General features: G+C 54.9%; 15 protein-coding genes. 13 read left to right on the top strand and 2 right to left on the bottom strand.

From position 1 onward, the window contains the following. The first annotated feature begins 3 nt into the window (after positions 1-3). From mepA to OGY18_RS10680, 4 genes are read left to right on the top strand one after another with little or no spacing between them, the layout of a single operon-like run. Positions 4-828 (top strand): penicillin-insensitive murein endopeptidase, encoded by an 825-nt coding sequence (gene mepA / locus OGY18_RS10695; RefSeq protein ID WP_063940571.1) that lies wholly within the window; start codon positions 4-6, stop codon positions 826-828. Further along, positions 828-1,637 carry a sulfite exporter TauE/SafE family protein gene (locus tag OGY18_RS10690; RefSeq protein ID WP_003834821.1) on the top strand — a complete coding sequence of 270 codons (810 nt, stop codon included), beginning with the start codon at positions 828-830 and terminating at the stop codon, positions 1,635-1,637. Before mepA ends, OGY18_RS10690 begins: the two co-directional genes overlap by 1 nt. After that, positions 1,637-2,185 carry an elongation factor P hydroxylase gene (locus tag OGY18_RS10685; protein WP_003834819.1) on the top strand — a complete coding sequence of 183 codons (549 nt, stop codon included), beginning with the start codon at positions 1,637-1,639 and terminating at the stop codon, positions 2,183-2,185. Before OGY18_RS10690 ends, OGY18_RS10685 begins: the two co-directional genes overlap by 1 nt. Before the next feature lie 32 nt (positions 2,186-2,217). After that, positions 2,218-2,493 carry a YfcL family protein gene (locus OGY18_RS10680; RefSeq protein ID WP_003028163.1) on the top strand — a complete coding sequence of 92 codons (276 nt, stop codon included), beginning with the start codon at positions 2,218-2,220 and terminating at the stop codon, positions 2,491-2,493. 114 nt (positions 2,494-2,607) lie between these two features. Here OGY18_RS10680 and mnmC read toward each other — a convergent pair whose 3' ends face one another. After that, positions 2,608-4,608, bottom strand: coding sequence for a bifunctional tRNA (5-methylaminomethyl-2-thiouridine)(34)-methyltransferase MnmC2/FAD-dependent 5-carboxymethylaminomethyl-2-thiouridine(34) oxidoreductase MnmC1 (gene mnmC / locus OGY18_RS10675; protein WP_286552950.1), 2,001 nt, complete (start codon positions 4,606-4,608; stop codon positions 2,608-2,610). 159 nt (positions 4,609-4,767) lie between these two features. On the opposite strand from mnmC, the gene fabB reads away from it, so the two are divergent. Together fabB and OGY18_RS10665 are read left to right on the top strand one after the other, a co-directional pair. After that, positions 4,768-5,982 carry a beta-ketoacyl-ACP synthase I gene (gene fabB, locus OGY18_RS10670; protein WP_003834815.1) on the top strand — a complete coding sequence of 405 codons (1,215 nt, stop codon included), beginning with the start codon at positions 4,768-4,770 and terminating at the stop codon, positions 5,980-5,982. A gap of 214 nt (positions 5,983-6,196) precedes the next feature. Further along, the gene (locus OGY18_RS10665) at positions 6,197-7,375 is read left to right on the top strand and encodes an MFS transporter (protein ID WP_003834805.1); all 1,179 of its coding nucleotides are present in this window, start codon (positions 6,197-6,199) and stop codon (positions 7,373-7,375) included. Here the strand turns inward: OGY18_RS10665 and flk are convergent. Further along, positions 7,372-8,373: a flagella biosynthesis regulator Flk gene (flk, locus tag OGY18_RS10660; protein ID WP_286553079.1), complete on the bottom strand. Its 1,002-nt coding sequence runs from the start codon at positions 8,371-8,373 to the stop codon at positions 7,372-7,374. The two genes, OGY18_RS10665 and flk, sit on opposite strands and share 4 nt — an antisense overlap. A gap of 108 nt (positions 8,374-8,481) precedes the next feature. Here flk and pdxB point away from each other — a divergent pair, with 108 nt between their 5' ends. The 7 genes from pdxB (at position 8,482) to dedD (ending at position 15,379) form a co-directional block, all read left to right on the top strand. Further along, positions 8,482-9,618, top strand: a complete 1,137-nt coding sequence (pdxB, locus tag OGY18_RS10655) for a 4-phosphoerythronate dehydrogenase PdxB (protein ID WP_286552948.1) — start codon at positions 8,482-8,484, stop codon at positions 9,616-9,618. Positions 9,619-9,686: 68 nt separating this feature from the next. Beyond that, positions 9,687-10,700, top strand: a complete 1,014-nt coding sequence (locus OGY18_RS10650; RefSeq protein ID WP_003834801.1) for an aspartate-semialdehyde dehydrogenase — start codon at positions 9,687-9,689, stop codon at positions 10,698-10,700. Further along, entirely contained in the window at positions 10,700-11,512 is an 813-nt protein-coding gene (gene truA, locus OGY18_RS10645) for a tRNA pseudouridine(38-40) synthase TruA (RefSeq protein ID WP_003028142.1), read from the top strand. The genes OGY18_RS10650 and truA overlap by 1 nt, the downstream gene beginning before the upstream one ends. A 24-nt stretch (positions 11,513-11,536) precedes the next feature. After that, positions 11,537-12,196 (top strand): DedA family protein, encoded by a 660-nt coding sequence (locus tag OGY18_RS10640; protein ID WP_003028140.1) that lies wholly within the window; start codon positions 11,537-11,539, stop codon positions 12,194-12,196. 149 nt (positions 12,197-12,345) lie between these two features. Further along, positions 12,346-13,260 (top strand): acetyl-CoA carboxylase, carboxyltransferase subunit beta, encoded by a 915-nt coding sequence (gene accD, locus OGY18_RS10635; RefSeq protein WP_003834797.1) that lies wholly within the window; start codon positions 12,346-12,348, stop codon positions 13,258-13,260. 192 nt (positions 13,261-13,452) lie between these two features. Continuing rightward, a complete protein-coding gene (folC, locus tag OGY18_RS10630; protein ID WP_286552946.1) occupies positions 13,453-14,721 on the top strand; it encodes a bifunctional tetrahydrofolate synthase/dihydrofolate synthase in 1,269 nt (422 codons plus the stop codon). Then, complete coding sequence (gene dedD, locus OGY18_RS10625; protein ID WP_286552944.1) at positions 14,711-15,379, top strand: cell division protein DedD; 669 nt, start codon at positions 14,711-14,713, stop codon at positions 15,377-15,379. The genes folC and dedD overlap by 11 nt, the downstream gene beginning before the upstream one ends. The last annotated feature ends 198 nt before the right edge of the window (positions 15,380-15,577 follow it).

The following is a 15,577-nucleotide window of genomic DNA, read 5'->3' as shown; positions in this document are numbered from 1 at the left end:
GAGATGAAAAAAACGGCACTTGCGGCGCTGGCTCTGTTTGCCAGTACCGCCTGTCTGGCGGCGACGCCCTGGCAGAAAATTACCCATCCGGTTGCGGGCAGCGCGCAGTCTATCGGCGCGTTTTCCAATGGCTGTATTGTTGGCGCAGATACGCTGCCTGTCCAGTCAAAACACTATCAGGTGATGCGCACCGATCAGCGTCGTTACTTTGGCCATCCGGATCTGGTGAGGTTTATCCAGCGTCTGAGTAATCAGGCCAATAGTCAGGGGCTGGGCACGGTGTTAATCGGCGATATGGGGATGCCGGCCGGTGGGCGATTCAATGGCGGTCACGCCAGCCACCAGACGGGACTGGATGTGGATATTTTCCTGCAACTGCCGAAAACGCGCTGGACCCAGTCGCAACTGCTGCGGCCGCAGGCGTTAGATCTGGTCTCACAGGATGGCAAACGTGTTGTGCCGTCACTGTGGAAACCGGAGATTTTCAGCCTGATCAGGCTGGCTGCAAAAGATAATGAAGTAACGCGTATTTTCGTGAATCCGGCGATTAAGCAACAACTTTGTCTGGATGCAGGGACCGACAGGGACTGGTTGCGTAAAGTGCGGCCGTGGTTCCAGCATCGTGCGCATATGCACGTGCGGTTACGTTGCCCTGCCGACAGCCTTGAGTGCGAAGATCAACCGTTACCGCCACCGGGTGACGGCTGTGGCGCAGAGCTGCAAAGCTGGTTCGAACCTCCAAAACCTGGAACCACCAAGCCTGAGAAGAAGACACCGCCACCGTTGCCGCCTTCCTGCCAGGCGCTACTGGACGAGCATGTACTCTAATGGATCATTTTGCCTCTCTGTTTATGGTGTCGCCACTGCTTTTAGGTGTGCTTTTTTTTGTGGCGATGCTGGCAGGTTTTATTGATTCTCTGGCCGGAGGCGGTGGTCTACTCACCATCCCGGCATTGATGGCGGCCGGGATGCCACCTGCGCAAGCGCTGGCGACCAATAAGCTGCAAGCCTGCGGGGGATCTATCTCTTCCTCCCTCTATTTTATTCGTCGGGGTGTGGTTAATCTGGCGGATCAGAAGCTCAATATCTTCATGACCTTTATCGGCTCAATGAGTGGCGCGCTGTTGGTTCAACACGTGCAGTCAGATGTTCTGCGCCAGATCCTGCCAGTATTGGTTATCTGTATTGGCCTTTACTTTCTGTTGATGCCGAAAATCGGGGAAGAGGACCGACAGCGCCGACTGCACGGTTTGCCTTTCGCGCTGGTGGCCGGAGGCTGCGTCGGCTTTTACGATGGCTTTTTTGGTCCGGCGGCGGGGTCGTTCTACGCGCTGGCTTTTGTCATGCTGTGCGGATACAACCTGGCGAAATCGACGGCCCACGCCAAAGTATTAAATGCCACCTCGAATATCGGCGGGTTGTTGCTGTTTGCTCTCGGCGGCAAAGTGATTTGGGCGACAGGTTTTGTGATGCTCATTGGCCAGTTTATTGGCGCACGGATGGGCTCTCGACTGGTACTCAGCAAAGGACAAAAACTTATTCGGCCAATGATCGTTATTGTCTCCGCCGTGATGAGCGCCAAGCTACTTTATGATAATCATGGACAGGAGATTCTCCACTGGCTGGGGATGAACTAATGAATAATACGCATCACTACGAACAGTTAATTGAGATTTTTAACGGCTGCTTTGCCGATGAATTTAATACCCGTCTGATTAAAGGCGACGACGAACCGATCTATCTTCCAGCGGATGCGGAATTACCGTATCACCGTATCGTTTTTGCGCATGGTTATTACGCCAGTGCGTTACACGAAATTTCACACTGGTGCATCGCCGGTAAAGCCCGTCGTGAACTGGTCGATTTCGGTTACTGGTACTGCCCGGACGGACGCGACGCGAAGACACAATGCCAGTTTGAAGATGTGGAAGTGAAGCCGCAGGCGTTTGACTGGTTGTTTTGCATGGCGGCGGGCTACCCGTTTAACGTCAGTTGCGACAATCTGGAGGGGGACTTTGAACCGGATCGCGTGGTATTCCAGCGCCGTGTTCATGCTCAGGTGATGGAGTACCTGGAAAAAGGGATCCCTGAACGTCCGGCGCGTTTCATTAACGCGTTACAGAATTATTATCACACGCCTGAACTTACGGCGGAACAATTCCCGTGGCCCGAAGCGCTCAACTGAAGCCGCTGCCACGTTTACAATGAGGAAATAAGATGATCGCGGAGTTTGAATCACGCATTCTGGCATTAATCGACGATATGGTAGAGCACGCCAGCGATGATGAGTTGTTTGCCAGTGGCTATTTGCGTGGGCACCTGACGCTGGCTGTGGCTGAGCTGGATGCTGGCGAGGACCATTCCGCTGAGGCATTGTACGCCAATGTGACCAGCAGCCTGGAAAAAGCCATCAGCGCAGGCGAACTCTCGCCGCGTGACCAGGCGTTAGTGAAAGAGATGTGGGACACACTGTTCCAGAAGGCAACGCAATAATAATTGCAGTGGATTGTGCCGGATGGCGACGCGAAGGCGTCTTATCCGGCCTACGCGGACGGGAGTTGTAGGCCGGATAAGCGTAGCGCCATCAGGCAATGGCGAGATGGTATCTTATTTCACCGCTTTACCCTTCAATAACTTCCTTACCCACAGACGATTCGGATTCAGCGCTGCCAGCGTGTTGGCATCCATTGGTATGGGTTCATTGCTCATTTGCGATGCAAGAATTTCTGCACACAGCGGGGCAGTACACAGCCCGCGCGAGCCCAGCGCACCTAACATAAATAAATCGGAATACACCGGGGCGTTTACGGCGTGCACTTTGTCTTCGGCAAGAGTGGCATACTGGCTGAGCGTGGCGTCATAATCCGCGACGTTGCCGACCATCGGCATGTGATCGCGCGTGGCGCAGCGCACTCCACAACGGGCGTCATTGCCACTAACGTCTACTTCTTTTGCCCACGAGGCATTCGGGAAACAATCTATTAAGCGCTGACGGTTTTGCTGCTGATCGTCCGCGCGATACACCGTTTCTTCACTTCCGCGATGATAGCTGGCGCCAATGCAGTGCTGCTGGTTTTGCGGGTTGTGTGGCGTGAGGTAGCCGTCATAGCACAGCACCTGACGCAGCGCTGAAAGCGAAGGCGTGGTAGGAATGTGACTCACCTGACCGCCTACGGAGTACACCGGAAGCGACTGCGTTTGCTCAACGCCGTTAATGCGATGCCCGTTAGCCATAACTACAGCAGCGTGAGTGGCGGTGTCGCCACTGGAAAACGTCAATTGCCAGCTTTCTGTCTGCCGAGACAGCGAGGCCAGCGTATGTTGATACCGGGTGCGTAATCCCAGCGTTGCGGCGTAGTCGAATACGGCGGCGGTTAACTGTGCCGGACACAGCCATCCTCCGGCAGGGTACTGAATGCCGCCGCATCCGGTTTCTACGCCGGTCGTTTGTAAAACCTGCTCTGCGTTAACGCCGATGGCGAGCGCATCAGGCAATTCAAGGGACAGCATTTGGTCGATTTTTTGCTGGCTTTTTTCATCCCACGCCAGTTGTGTCACACCGCACCAGTCATGCGCGAACTCAACGGGGAGGGCGTCATACAGTCGACGAGCGAAGGTAAACGCGGTGGGGAAAAAGAGATTAATGGCCGCGTCATGCTTGCTGAGTAGCGGATAAAGCGCGCCCTGGCGATTGCCGGATGCACCCCCGGCTGGGTTATCGTCGGCGCAATAGAGAGTGACCTGCCAACCGCGACGCAGTAACGCCAACGACAGCAATGCGCTGGCAATCCCCCCGCCAATAATGGCGGCTTCGCGTTTATCTGTTCCGGTACGTGCAAACCACGGCGCCGAGGAGGGGAGCGTCAGCGTCTGTTCCATTACGCCACAGAGCATTTCGCGTTTGCGACCAAAGCCTTTGCATTTTTGCATCGTAAATCCGGCTTCCTGCAATCCCCGACGCACAAAGCCCGCTGAGGTGAAGGTTGCCAGCGTACCGCCGGGACGAGCCAGACGGGCCATTGCGTTAAACAGCGTTGGCGTCCACATATCCGGATTTTTTGCAGGCGCGAAACCGTCCAGAAACCAGGCATCCACTTTTTGATTCAGGGAGTCATCGAGCTTACTGGTCAGTTCGTTAATATCGCCAAACCACAGATCCAGCGTGATACGTCCTTCATCAAGGAGCAGGCGATGGCATCCCGCCAGCGGCAGCGGCCATTGCTCTTGCAGCGCCGTGGCCCTCGGGGCAAGTTCTTGCCAGTGCTGATGGGCTAAGGTTAAATCTTCGCGCGTCAGTGGATATTTTTCAAAGCTGATGAAATGTAATCTTTCCAGGGTAGCTTCGGGATGGGTATCGCGAAAATCGGTAAATGCCTGCCAGAGTGTCAGGAAGTTAAGTCCGGTGCCAAACCCGCTTTCTGCCACCACGAAGAGGGGACGTGAATGCGCAGGGAATCGCTGGGCGAGATGATTCCCGCCGAGAAAGACGTAACGTGTCTCTTCCAGCCCGTTATCATTAGAAAAATAGACATCGTCAAAATCTCGGGAAACAGGTGTACCCTCAGCGTTGAATTCAAGGTTTGCTGGTTGTATAGCGTATTGTTTCACGTAAGTTACTCGTCTGGCAGGCTGTGCCCCGATCTTAGCGATGAGTGCCTGGCTGCGCAAATTTCCACACTAAATGGCTGATCGGACTTGTTCGGCGTACAAGTGTACGCTATTGTGCCACTCGAAACTTTAAAATAGTGCGACTTACAGAGGTATTGAATGAAACGTGCAGTGATTACTGGCTTGGGCATCGTTTCCAGCATCGGTAATAACCAGCAGGAAGTCCTGGCATCTCTGCGTGAAGGACGTTCAGGGATCACTTTCTCTCAGGAGCTGAAGGACTCCGGCATGCGTAGCCACGTTTGGGGCAACGTAAAACTGGATACCACTGGCCTCATTGACCGCAAAGTAGTGCGCTTTATGAGCGACGCATCCATCTATGCATTCCTTTCTATGGAACAGGCAGTGGCTGATGCCGGCCTTGCAGCAGAAGATTACCAGAACAACCCGCGCGTTGGCCTGATTGCAGGTTCCGGCGGCGGCTCCCCGCGTTTTCAGGTGTTCGGTGCTGACGCAATGCGTAGCCCGCGTGGTCTGAAAGCGGTTGGCCCGTATGTGGTCACCAAAGCGATGGCGTCCGGCGTTTCTGCCTGCCTCGCAACGCCGTTCAAAATCCACGGCGTAAACTACTCCATCAGCTCTGCCTGTGCGACATCTGCGCACTGTATCGGTAACGCGGTAGAACAAATTCAGCTGGGCAAACAGGATATCGTTTTTGCTGGCGGCGGCGAAGAGCTGTGCTGGGAAATGGCGTGTGAATTCGACGCAATGGGCGCGCTGTCTACTAAATACAACGACGATCCATCCAAAGCTTCCCGTACCTATGACGCACACCGTGACGGTTTCGTTATCGCTGGTGGTGGCGGTATGGTCGTGGTCGAAGAGCTGGAGCATGCGCTGGCACGTGGCGCGCATATCTACGCGGAAATCGTCGGTTACGGCGCAACGTCCGATGGCGCAGACATGGTTGCTCCGTCTGGCGAAGGCGCAGTACGTTGCATGCAGATGGCGATGCACGGCGTAGACACCCCGATCGACTACCTGAACTCTCACGGTACCTCTACTCCGGTAGGCGACGTGAAAGAGCTGGGTGCAATCCGTGAAGTGTTTGGTGATAACAGCCCGGCCATCTCTGCGACTAAAGCCATGACCGGTCACTCTCTGGGTGCGGCTGGCGTGCAGGAAGCTATCTACTCTCTGCTGATGCTGGAACACGGCTTTATCGCGCCGAGCATCAACATTGAAGAGCTGGATGAGCAGGCGGCAGGTCTGAACATCGTGACCAAACCGACCGAGCAGGCGCTGACTACTGTAATGTCCAACAGCTTCGGCTTTGGCGGCACCAACGCAACGCTGGTCATGCGTAAGCTGTAAGTGTAAGTCTACAAAATGAGATGCAAAGGGGAGCCTGATGGCTCCCTTTTTTATATCGTTGACAATCGATCCGGTTTACAGGCAGACTCCAGCTTCAACATTATCCTCTTGATAATGCGTAAGCGTTTAACGTTATCCAACGCACCTTAATCCTGATAGTCAGGTAGAGGGGGCGTGGACATTCCTCGCCTTACTCTGCATTTTGGAGTAACGCATGACAGCTGTAACCCAACAAGAAAAAACACCTTCGGCGAACTTTTCGCTGTTTCGTATCGCTTTTGCGGTTTTCCTGACCTATATGACGGTCGGCCTACCTTTGCCCGTGATTCCTCTGTTTGTGCATCAGGAACTGGGCTATGGCAATACCATGGTCGGTATCGCCGTAGGCGTACAGTTTCTGGCAACGGTATTAACGCGCGGCTACGCCGGGCGCTTAGCCGATCAATATGGCGCTAAACGTTCGGCGCTACAGGGAATGTTTGCCTGTGGGCTGGCGGGCGCGGCGTGGCTTTTAGCCGCGCTATTGCCTGTCTCTGTTCCCGTAAAATTTGCGTTATTAATCGTCGGGCGTTTGATCCTCGGCTTTGGCGAAAGCCAACTGCTCACCGGAACGCTGACCTGGGGACTTGGGCTGGTCGGCCCGACACGCTCCGGTAAAGTGATGTCGTGGAACGGAATGGCGATTTACGGCGCGCTGGCCGCCGGTGCACCGTTAGGCCTGTTGATCCACAGCCACTTTGGCTTCGCGGCGCTGGCCGGGACGACGATGGTATTACCGCTGCTGGCATGGGCATTCAACGGCACTGTACGCAAAGTGCCTGCGCATGCAGGAGAACGTCCTTCGTTATGGAGCGTGGTAGGGCTTATCTGGAAACCGGGCCTGGGCCTGGCGCTGCAGGGCGTTGGCTTTGCGGTGATCGGTACGTTTATTTCACTCTATTTTGTCAGCAACGGCTGGACGATGGCGGGGTTCACCCTGACTGCGTTTGGTGGGGCGTTTGTGCTGATGCGCATTCTGTTTGGCTGGATGCCGGACCGGTTCGGCGGCGTGAAGGTTGCCGTTGTCTCTTTGCTGGTGGAAACTGCGGGGCTGATTCTGCTGTGGCAGGCCCCATCGGCCTGGATTGCGCTGCTCGGAGCGGCATTAACCGGGGCCGGGTGTTCGCTTATCTTCCCGGCCTTGGGTGTCGAGGTAGTGAAGCGAGTGCCCGCGCAGGTTCGTGGGACGGCGCTGGGCGGTTACGCCGCGTTTCAGGATATCTCCTACGGCATAAGCGGTCCGGTCGCCGGGGTGCTGGCCACCGCGTACGGTTATCCCTCAGTGTTCCTTGCCGGGGCGATATCTGCCGTGGTGGGGATTATTGTAACGTTGCTTACGCTGCGTAAAGGTTAGGCGACCAGCCAGAAAATGGTTAACGCAATTATCAACGCAACAAACAGCAGTCCCGGTCGTGCCGACAGAGATTTAACCGTTTCAATCATCGGCGCGAACGGGCTGTAAATGGGCTGCAGATGGCGCGGATCGCTGAGCTCGCGTTCTCGTTCCACGCGCCGCAGGAAAATTTGATTGAGCAAGTCCTGCACCTGCACCGTGGTCAGAATCGATTGTGGTTGGATCTGATACGTCTGCTGTGCGTACTCTTTTATTGCTGTCAGCTCATTCGGCTCTAATGGCAGCTTCAGCGCCGCCTGGAGCGTTTGTAGCGTCGGGGCGCTTTGCAGGCTGAGCGTCTGGCGCGCCTGCAGCCAGGTGATCAGGTGCGTAAACTGTTTGGCAGGGATCAGCTCACCGCTTTTTACGCCAGACAACTCCAGCATCGACTGCCAGATCATCTTCCCGGATTCTCCCGTGGCCGCCGCCAGTTTGGTAACTAACTGGTTCAGCGTATTGTGCTCTGCGGGGAGCAACGGACGATCGGTGGCCGGGCGCTGCTGTGGCTGCGGTATCGACAGCTGCCCCTGTTGCAGTAGCGTGAGCACGTTCTTTAACTGCTCAGGCGTGAGCTGGCTGAGCGCCGTTTGCCCATACTGCTGACGGATAAAATCACTCACTGCCTGGCGATTATTTCCCTGGCTCAGTAATTCAGTGAGCTGCGAAAGCACCTGACGGTTAACATGATTTTGCTGAGCAACCCCCAGCCGTTGGTTAAGGTTTTGCTCAGCGGCTGGAAAGTGACGTGACTGCAGCGGCGTATCACTTTTGACGCCCAGATCGTGCTTCATTCCGGCCCACACTTCAGCACTTTGCTGCTGGGTGAGTGAAATCAAACGGGTAATTAGCCGTTCCAGCACAGTACGTTGTTGTGTGGATAACGGTTGTTCACCCGCAGCGGAAGGGGCATTTTGGCCTTCGCCGGGAGGGCGTGCGGGCGTACCTGAAATGGGCTGCATCATCTCTGTTCCTTAAATCTGTGCTGACCAGGTCTCGCAGTATGCCTGGCGGCGAGATTATGGCACACTTGCCCGGTTAACTCTCGTTCTCAAACAGGTGCGAAAGACGTGAAAATCCTCGTTGATGAAAATATGCCCTATGCCCGCGAACTGTTCAGTCGTTTGGGGGAGGTCAAAGCGGTTCCTGGTCGTCCGATTCCCGTTGCCGAACTGGATGATGCGGATGCCTTAATGGTGCGCTCGGTGACGAAAGTAAATGAATCACTGCTTGGCGGAAAATCGGTTAAATTTGTCGGCACGGCAACCGCTGGCACAGACCATGTGGATGACGCCTGGCTTGCGCAGTCGGGGATCGGTTTTTCCGCCGCACCCGGCTGTAACGCGATAGCGGTCGTAGAATATGTTTTTTCAGCGTTGCTGATGCTGGCGGAGCGCGACGGGTTTGCGTTACGCGATCGCACCGTGGGCATTGTGGGTGTAGGCAACGTGGGCGGGCGTTTGCAGGCGCGTCTGGAAGCGCTGGGGATCCGCACGCTGCTGTGCGATCCACCGCGAGCCGATCGCGGTGATGAAGGCAATTTCTGCTCGCTGGATGAACTGGTAGAGCAAGCCGATGTGCTGACTTTCCATACGCCGCTGTTTAAAGACGGGCCGTACAAAACGTTGCACATGGCGGATGACGCGCTGATTAGCCGGTTGAAGCCGGGCACTATTCTGATCAACGCCTGCCGTGGGCCGGTCATCGACAATACGGCATTGCTGAACCGATTGAATGCCAGTCAGTCGCTGAGTGTTGTGCTGGATGTCTGGGAAGGAGAGCCGGATCTCAATGTGGCGTTGCTGGAGAAAGCTGATATCGGTACGGCGCACATTGCCGGGTATACCCTCGAAGGAAAAGCGCGTGGTACCACGCAGGTCTTTGAGGCCTATAGTAAGTTTATTGGTCACGAGCAGCACGTTGCGCTCAGTACCCTGTTACCTGCGCCGGAATTTGGTCGTATTACCCTGCATGGCCCGTTAGATCAGCCAACGCTGAAAAGGCTCGTGCATTTAGTGTATGATGTGCGCCGCGATGATGCGCCGTTGCGTAAAGTCGCTGGAATTCCGGGTGAGTTTGATAAACTGCGTAAAAATTACCTTGAACGTCGTGAATGGTCGTCTTTATATGTGATGTGTGACGACGCAACGGCTGCTGCCTTATTGTGTAAGCTGGGTTTTAACGCTGTTCATCATCCGGCACATTAATGTCTTCTTAATGCTCCCTGTCGAATAATGCGACAGGGACGCTTACGTATTTCTTGGAGTAAATCACCATGTCTGAAGGCTGGAATATTGCCATTCTGGGCGCAACGGGCGCCGTAGGCGAAGCCCTGCTCGATACGCTGGCTGAACGCCAGTTCCCGGTCGGTGAAATTTATGCGCTGGCGCGTAATGAAAGCGCCGGTGAGCATCTGCGTTTTAACGGTAAATCGGTCATAGTGCAGGACGTTTCAGACTTTGACTGGACGCAGGCACAGTTGGCATTTTTTGTTGCGGGCGCTGAAGCCACCGCCGCATGGGTAGAAGAAGCCACTAATGCGGGTTGTCTGGTGATTGACAGCAGCGGTCTGTTCGCGCTCGAGCCTGACGTTCCGCTGGTGGTTCCGGACGTTAACCCGTTCGTGCTGGCGGATTACCGTAACCGCAATGTGATTGCGGTGCCTAACAGCCTGACCAGCCAACTGCTGTCTGCGCTGAAACCGTTGATTGATGACGGTGGGCTTTCGCGTATTACGGTGACCAATATTATCTCAGCTTCCGCTCATGGCAAAAAAGCGGTGGATGCGCTGGCAGGACAGAGTGCGAAACTGCTTAATGGCATCCCGATTGACGAAGATGATTTCTTTGGCCGTCAGTTGGCATTCAACATGCTGCCGATGCTGCCCGATCGTGAAGGTAGCGTGCGTGAAGAACGTCGTATCGTTGATGAAGTGCGCAAAATTATGCAGGATGACGGCCTGCTCATCTCTGCCAGCATCGTGCAGTCCCCGGTATTTTATGGCCACGCGCAGATGGTGAATTTTGAGGCCCTGCGTCCGTTGGCGGCGGAAGAAGCGCGCGATGCGTTTTCACGCGGTGAAGACGTGGTGTTGTCGGAAGAGACCGATTTCCCGACCCAGGTTGGCGATGCATCGGGCACGCCGCACCTTTCTATTGGCTGCGTGCATAATGATTACGGTATGCCAGAGCAAGTTCAGTTCTGGTCTGTGGCGGACAACGTTCGCTTTGGCGGCGCGTTAATGGCGGTGAAAATTGCGGAAAAACTGGTGCAGGAGTACCTGTACTAATGTCTGACCAGCAACAGCCGTCAACCCATAAAATTGCGCTGGGCATTGAGTATGACGGCAGCAAATATTATGGCTGGCAGCGCCAGAACGAAGTGCGTAGCGTTCAGGAAAAACTGGAAAAAGCGCTCTCTCAGGTGGCGAATGAGCGCATCAATGTTTTTTGTGCAGGACGTACGGATGCGGGCGTTCATGGCACTGGGCAGGTCGTGCATTTCGAAACCACTGCCCAGCGTAAAGATGCGGCCTGGACACTGGGGGTAAATGCGAATTTACCTGGTGACATCGCCGTGCGCTGGGTTAAAGCTGTACCCGATGATTTTCATGCCCGATTTAGCGCCACGGCTCGCCGTTATCGCTACATCATCTACAATCATCGGTTGCGCCCTGCGGTTTTGGGTAAAGGGGTAACCCATTACTATGAACCGCTGGACGCTGAGCGTATGCATCGTGCGGCCCAGTGTCTGATTGGCGAAAATGATTTTACCTCGTTTCGGGCGGTGCAGTGTCAGTCGCGCACGCCGTGGCGAAACGTGATGCACATTAACGTCGAACGTTTCGGTGCATATGTGGTGGTGGATATTAAAGCGAATGCCTTTGTACATCATATGGTCAGGAATATTGTCGGCAGCCTGATGGAAGTTGGCGCCAACAACCAGCCGGAGAGCTGGATAGCAGAACTGTTAGCGGCAAAGGACAGAACGCTGGCAGCGGCAACGGCGAAAGCGGAAGGACTGTATCTGGTTGCGGTAGATTACCCAGACCGGTTCGACCTGCCAAAACCGCCTATGGGCCCGCTATTTCTGGCGGACTAATTTGAGTCGTATAAAGGCAAAACTATGGACCTGATTTACTTTCTTATCGATTTTATCCTGCACATTGATGTGCACCTGGCGGAGCTGGTTGCGGAATACGGTATCTGGGTATACGCCATTCTGTTTCTGATCCTGTTCTGTGAAACTGGGCTGGTGGTGACACCCTTCCTGCCTGGGGACTCGCTGCTGTTTGTTGCGGGGGCGCTTTCTGCGCTGCCAACCAACGATCTCAATGTTCATCTGATGGTGGCACTGATGATTGTGGCGGCGATTGTGGGCGATGCGGTGAACTACACGATTGGTCGATTGTTCGGGGAAAAACTTTTCAGTAACCCGAACTCCAAAATTTTCCGCCGCAGCTACCTGGATAAAACCCATGCGTTCTACGAGCGTCATGGCGGTAAGACGATTATCCTGGCGCGTTTCGTGCCTATCGTGCGTACATTTGCGCCGTTTGTTGCCGGTATGGGACATATGTCCTACCGTCACTTTGCGATGTATAACGTCGTCGGTGCACTGCTGTGGGTATTGTTGTTCACCTACGCAGGCTACCTGTTCGGCGATCTGCCGATCGTCCAGGAAAACCTGAAATTATTGATTGTGGCGATTATCGTCCTTTCCGTATTGCCGGGGGTGATTGAAGTAATTCGCCATAAGCGTGCTGCGTCACGGGCTGCAAAATAGAAAGTAACTCAGCGGTTCGACCACTTTTTTATCCAAAGTTTCGGGCTGTTATGTTTTAATGTGCAACATTCATGGTCTGTTAGGGGCAAAAATGGCATTATGCGCCCCTTATAACAAAGCTGACTAGGGTTCAGGCAGAAAGGTCACCAATGAGCTGGATTGAACGAATTAAAAGCAACATTACTCCCACCCGCAAGGCAAGCATTCCTGAAGGGGTGTGGACCAAGTGTGATAGCTGCGGTCAGGTTTTATACCGTGCTGAGCTGGAACGTAATCTTGAGGTCTGTCCGAAGTGTGACCATCATATGCGCATGTCGGCGCGCAATCGCCTGCATAGCCTGTTAGATGAAGGTTCTCTTGTGGAACTGGGTAGCGAGCTTGAGCCGAAAGACGTGCTGAAGTTTCGTGACTCCAAAAAATACAAAGACAGACTGGCTTCTGCGCAGAAAGAAACTGGCGAGAAAGATGCGCTGGTGGTGATGAAAGGCACACTTCACGGTATGCCGGTCGTTGCTGCGGCATTCGAGTTCGCGTTTATGGGCGGCTCCATGGGCTCTGTGGTCGGCGCGCGTTTTGTCCGTGCCGTTGAGCAGGCGCTGGAAGACAACTGTCCGCTGATCTGCTTCTCTGCTTCTGGCGGGGCGCGTATGCAGGAAGCGTTGATGTCTTTGATGCAGATGGCGAAAACCTCTGCTGCGCTGGCGAAAATGCAGGAACGCGGTTTACCGTATATTTCTGTACTGACCGACCCAACAATGGGTGGTGTTTCTGCAAGCTTCGCGATGCTGGGCGATCTCAACATTGCAGAACCGAAAGCATTGATCGGCTTCGCTGGTCCGCGTGTTATCGAGCAAACCGTACGTGAGAAACTGCCGCCGGGATTCCAGCGCAGCGAGTTCCTGATTGAAAAAGGCGCTATCGATATGATCGTTCGCCGTCCGGAAATGCGTCTGAAACTGGCAAGCATCCTGGCGAAGCTGATGAATCTTCCTGCGCCGAATCCGGATGAGCCGCGTGAAGGCGAAGTGGTACCTCCGGTTCCCGATCAGGAACCAGAGGCCTGATAGTTTACGCTATGGGTTTCGGGTTGCAGGCAGGCGAGAAGAGCGTTGATCCCGATGAGCTTACACCGGTAAGTGATTCGGGAGAGCGAGTACAGCCAACGCATCTGCAACGTGGAAAACAACGTGTAAAAAAGGGCAGGCCGGTTGGCGCTGCCCTTTTGCTTTTCTCAACGTAAAGAATCTACAGGCATCATGGACAATAAACGTATCCCTCAAGCCGCGTCGCCCCTGGCGTCGTGGCTTTCTTATCTGGAAAACCTGCACAGTAAAACCATCGATCTGGGCCTTGAACGCGTCAGTCAGGTGGCGCGTAAACTGGGTGTGTTGAAACCTGCGCCATTTGTTTTTACGGTGGCAGGAACCAATGGGAAAGGCACAACCTGTCGTACGCTGGAATCTGTGCTGACTGCGGCAGGCTATAAAGTTGGGGTGTACAGTTCGCCTCATCTGGTGCGCTACACGGAACGCGTACGCGTGCAGGGGCGTGAACTGCCGGAATCAGCCCATACCGCCTCGTTTGCTGAGATTGAAGACGCACGGGGTGACATTTCCCTGACCTACTTTGAATACGGTACGTTATCGGCACTCTGGCTGTTTAAACAGGCCCAGCTGGATGTCGTTATTCTGGAAGTGGGGTTAGGCGGCCGCCTTGACGCCACCAATATCGTCGATGCCGATGTCGCAGTAGTCACCAGTATTGCGCTTGACCATACTGACTGGCTGGGCCCGGATCGCGAAAGTATTGGTCGTGAGAAGGCGGGAATTTTCCGTGCAGAGAAACCGGCCATCGTCGGCGAACCGGAAATGCCTTACACCATCGCGGATGTCGCTCAGGAGAGCGGGGCGATTTTGCAGCGCTGCGGTGTGGACTGGCGCTATACGGTCACGGAGAATGACTGGTCGTTTACGGACGCTCATGGAACGTTGACGCACCTGCCGTTGCCGCAGGTGCCACAACCTAACGCAGCAACCGCGCTGGCCGCACTGCGCGCAAGCGGCCTTAACGTCAGCGAGCAGGCCATTCGTGACGGTATCGAACAAGCGATTTTACCGGGACGCTTCCAGATTGTGAGCGAGTCGCCGCGAGTGATTTTTGATGTTGCCCATAACCCGCATGCGGCGGAGTATCTGACCGGACGTCTGAAAAAGTTAGTGAAAAGCGGGCGTGTACTTGCGGTTATCGGTATGCTACATGATAAAGATATTGCCGGTACGTTGGCCTGGCTGAAAAGCGTGGTTGACGACTGGTACTGTGCGCCCCTGGAAGGGCCGCGTGGAGCAACGGCAGAACAGCTGCTGGAGCACCTGGGCAAAGGCAGCGCCTATGACAGCGTGGCGCAGGCATGGACTGCGGCACTGGCTGAGGCGAAGCCAGAAGATACCGTGTTGGTGTGTGGATCGTTTCACACTGTCGCACATGTCATGGAAGTAATAGACGTGGGGAGAAGCGGTGGCGAGTAAGTTTCAGAACCGATTAGTCGGCACAATTGTGCTGGTCGCGCTCGGGATAATTGTGCTTCCCGGGCTGCTTGACGGGCAGAAAAAGCATTATCAGGATGAATTTGCAGCGATCCCACTGGTGCCTAAACCCGGCGATCGCGATGAACCAGACATGATGCCTGCAGCAACGCAGGCGCTGCCGACTCAGCCGCCGGAAGGGGCGGCAGAAGAGGTGCGTGCGGGTGATGCTGCCGCGCCATCGTTGGATCCATCACGTTTGACGACGGCAAACAGCGCGGAGTTAGATCCTGTCCCTGCGCCTGTGGAACCACCGAAACCTAAACCGAAGCCGCAGACTGTTACCGTCGCCCCGACGCCAACACCGGCACCGACTCCAGCGCCGAAACCGGCCGCTGAGGAAGCGCCAGCGCCAACCGGCAAAGCGTACGTTGTACAACTCGGTGCATTGAAAAACGCGGATAAGGTCAATGAGATCGTGGGTAAACTTCGTGGCGCGGGCTTCCGGGTATATACTTCCCCGTCAACGCCGGTGCAGGGTAAAATAACCCGCATTCTCGTAGGGCCTGACGCCTCCAAAGATAAGCTGAAGAACTCGCTGGGCGAGCTGCAGAAGATCTCTGGTTTGAGCGGGGTGGTGATGGGGTATACCCCTAACTAAGGGATTGCGTTACGTTGCTCTGATGTAGGCCGGATAAGGTGTTTACACCGCCATCCGGCAGTGCCCGAAGAGGCATAAAATCGTATGGCGTTGAAGATTTTTTCAGCGCCATTTTTATTTACGCGTGGAAAGGAAATCCCTACGCAAACGTTTTCTTTTTCTGTTAGAATGCGCCCCGAACAGGACGACAGGGCGTAA

The sequence above is a fragment of the Citrobacter sp. Cpo142 genome, from assembly GCF_030332425.1.
Taxonomy (GTDB): Bacteria; Pseudomonadota; Gammaproteobacteria; order Enterobacterales; family Enterobacteriaceae; genus Citrobacter; species Citrobacter portucalensis.
The sequence above is the reverse complement of the archived record's forward strand: the minus strand, read 5'-3'. Positions and strand labels throughout refer to the sequence as shown.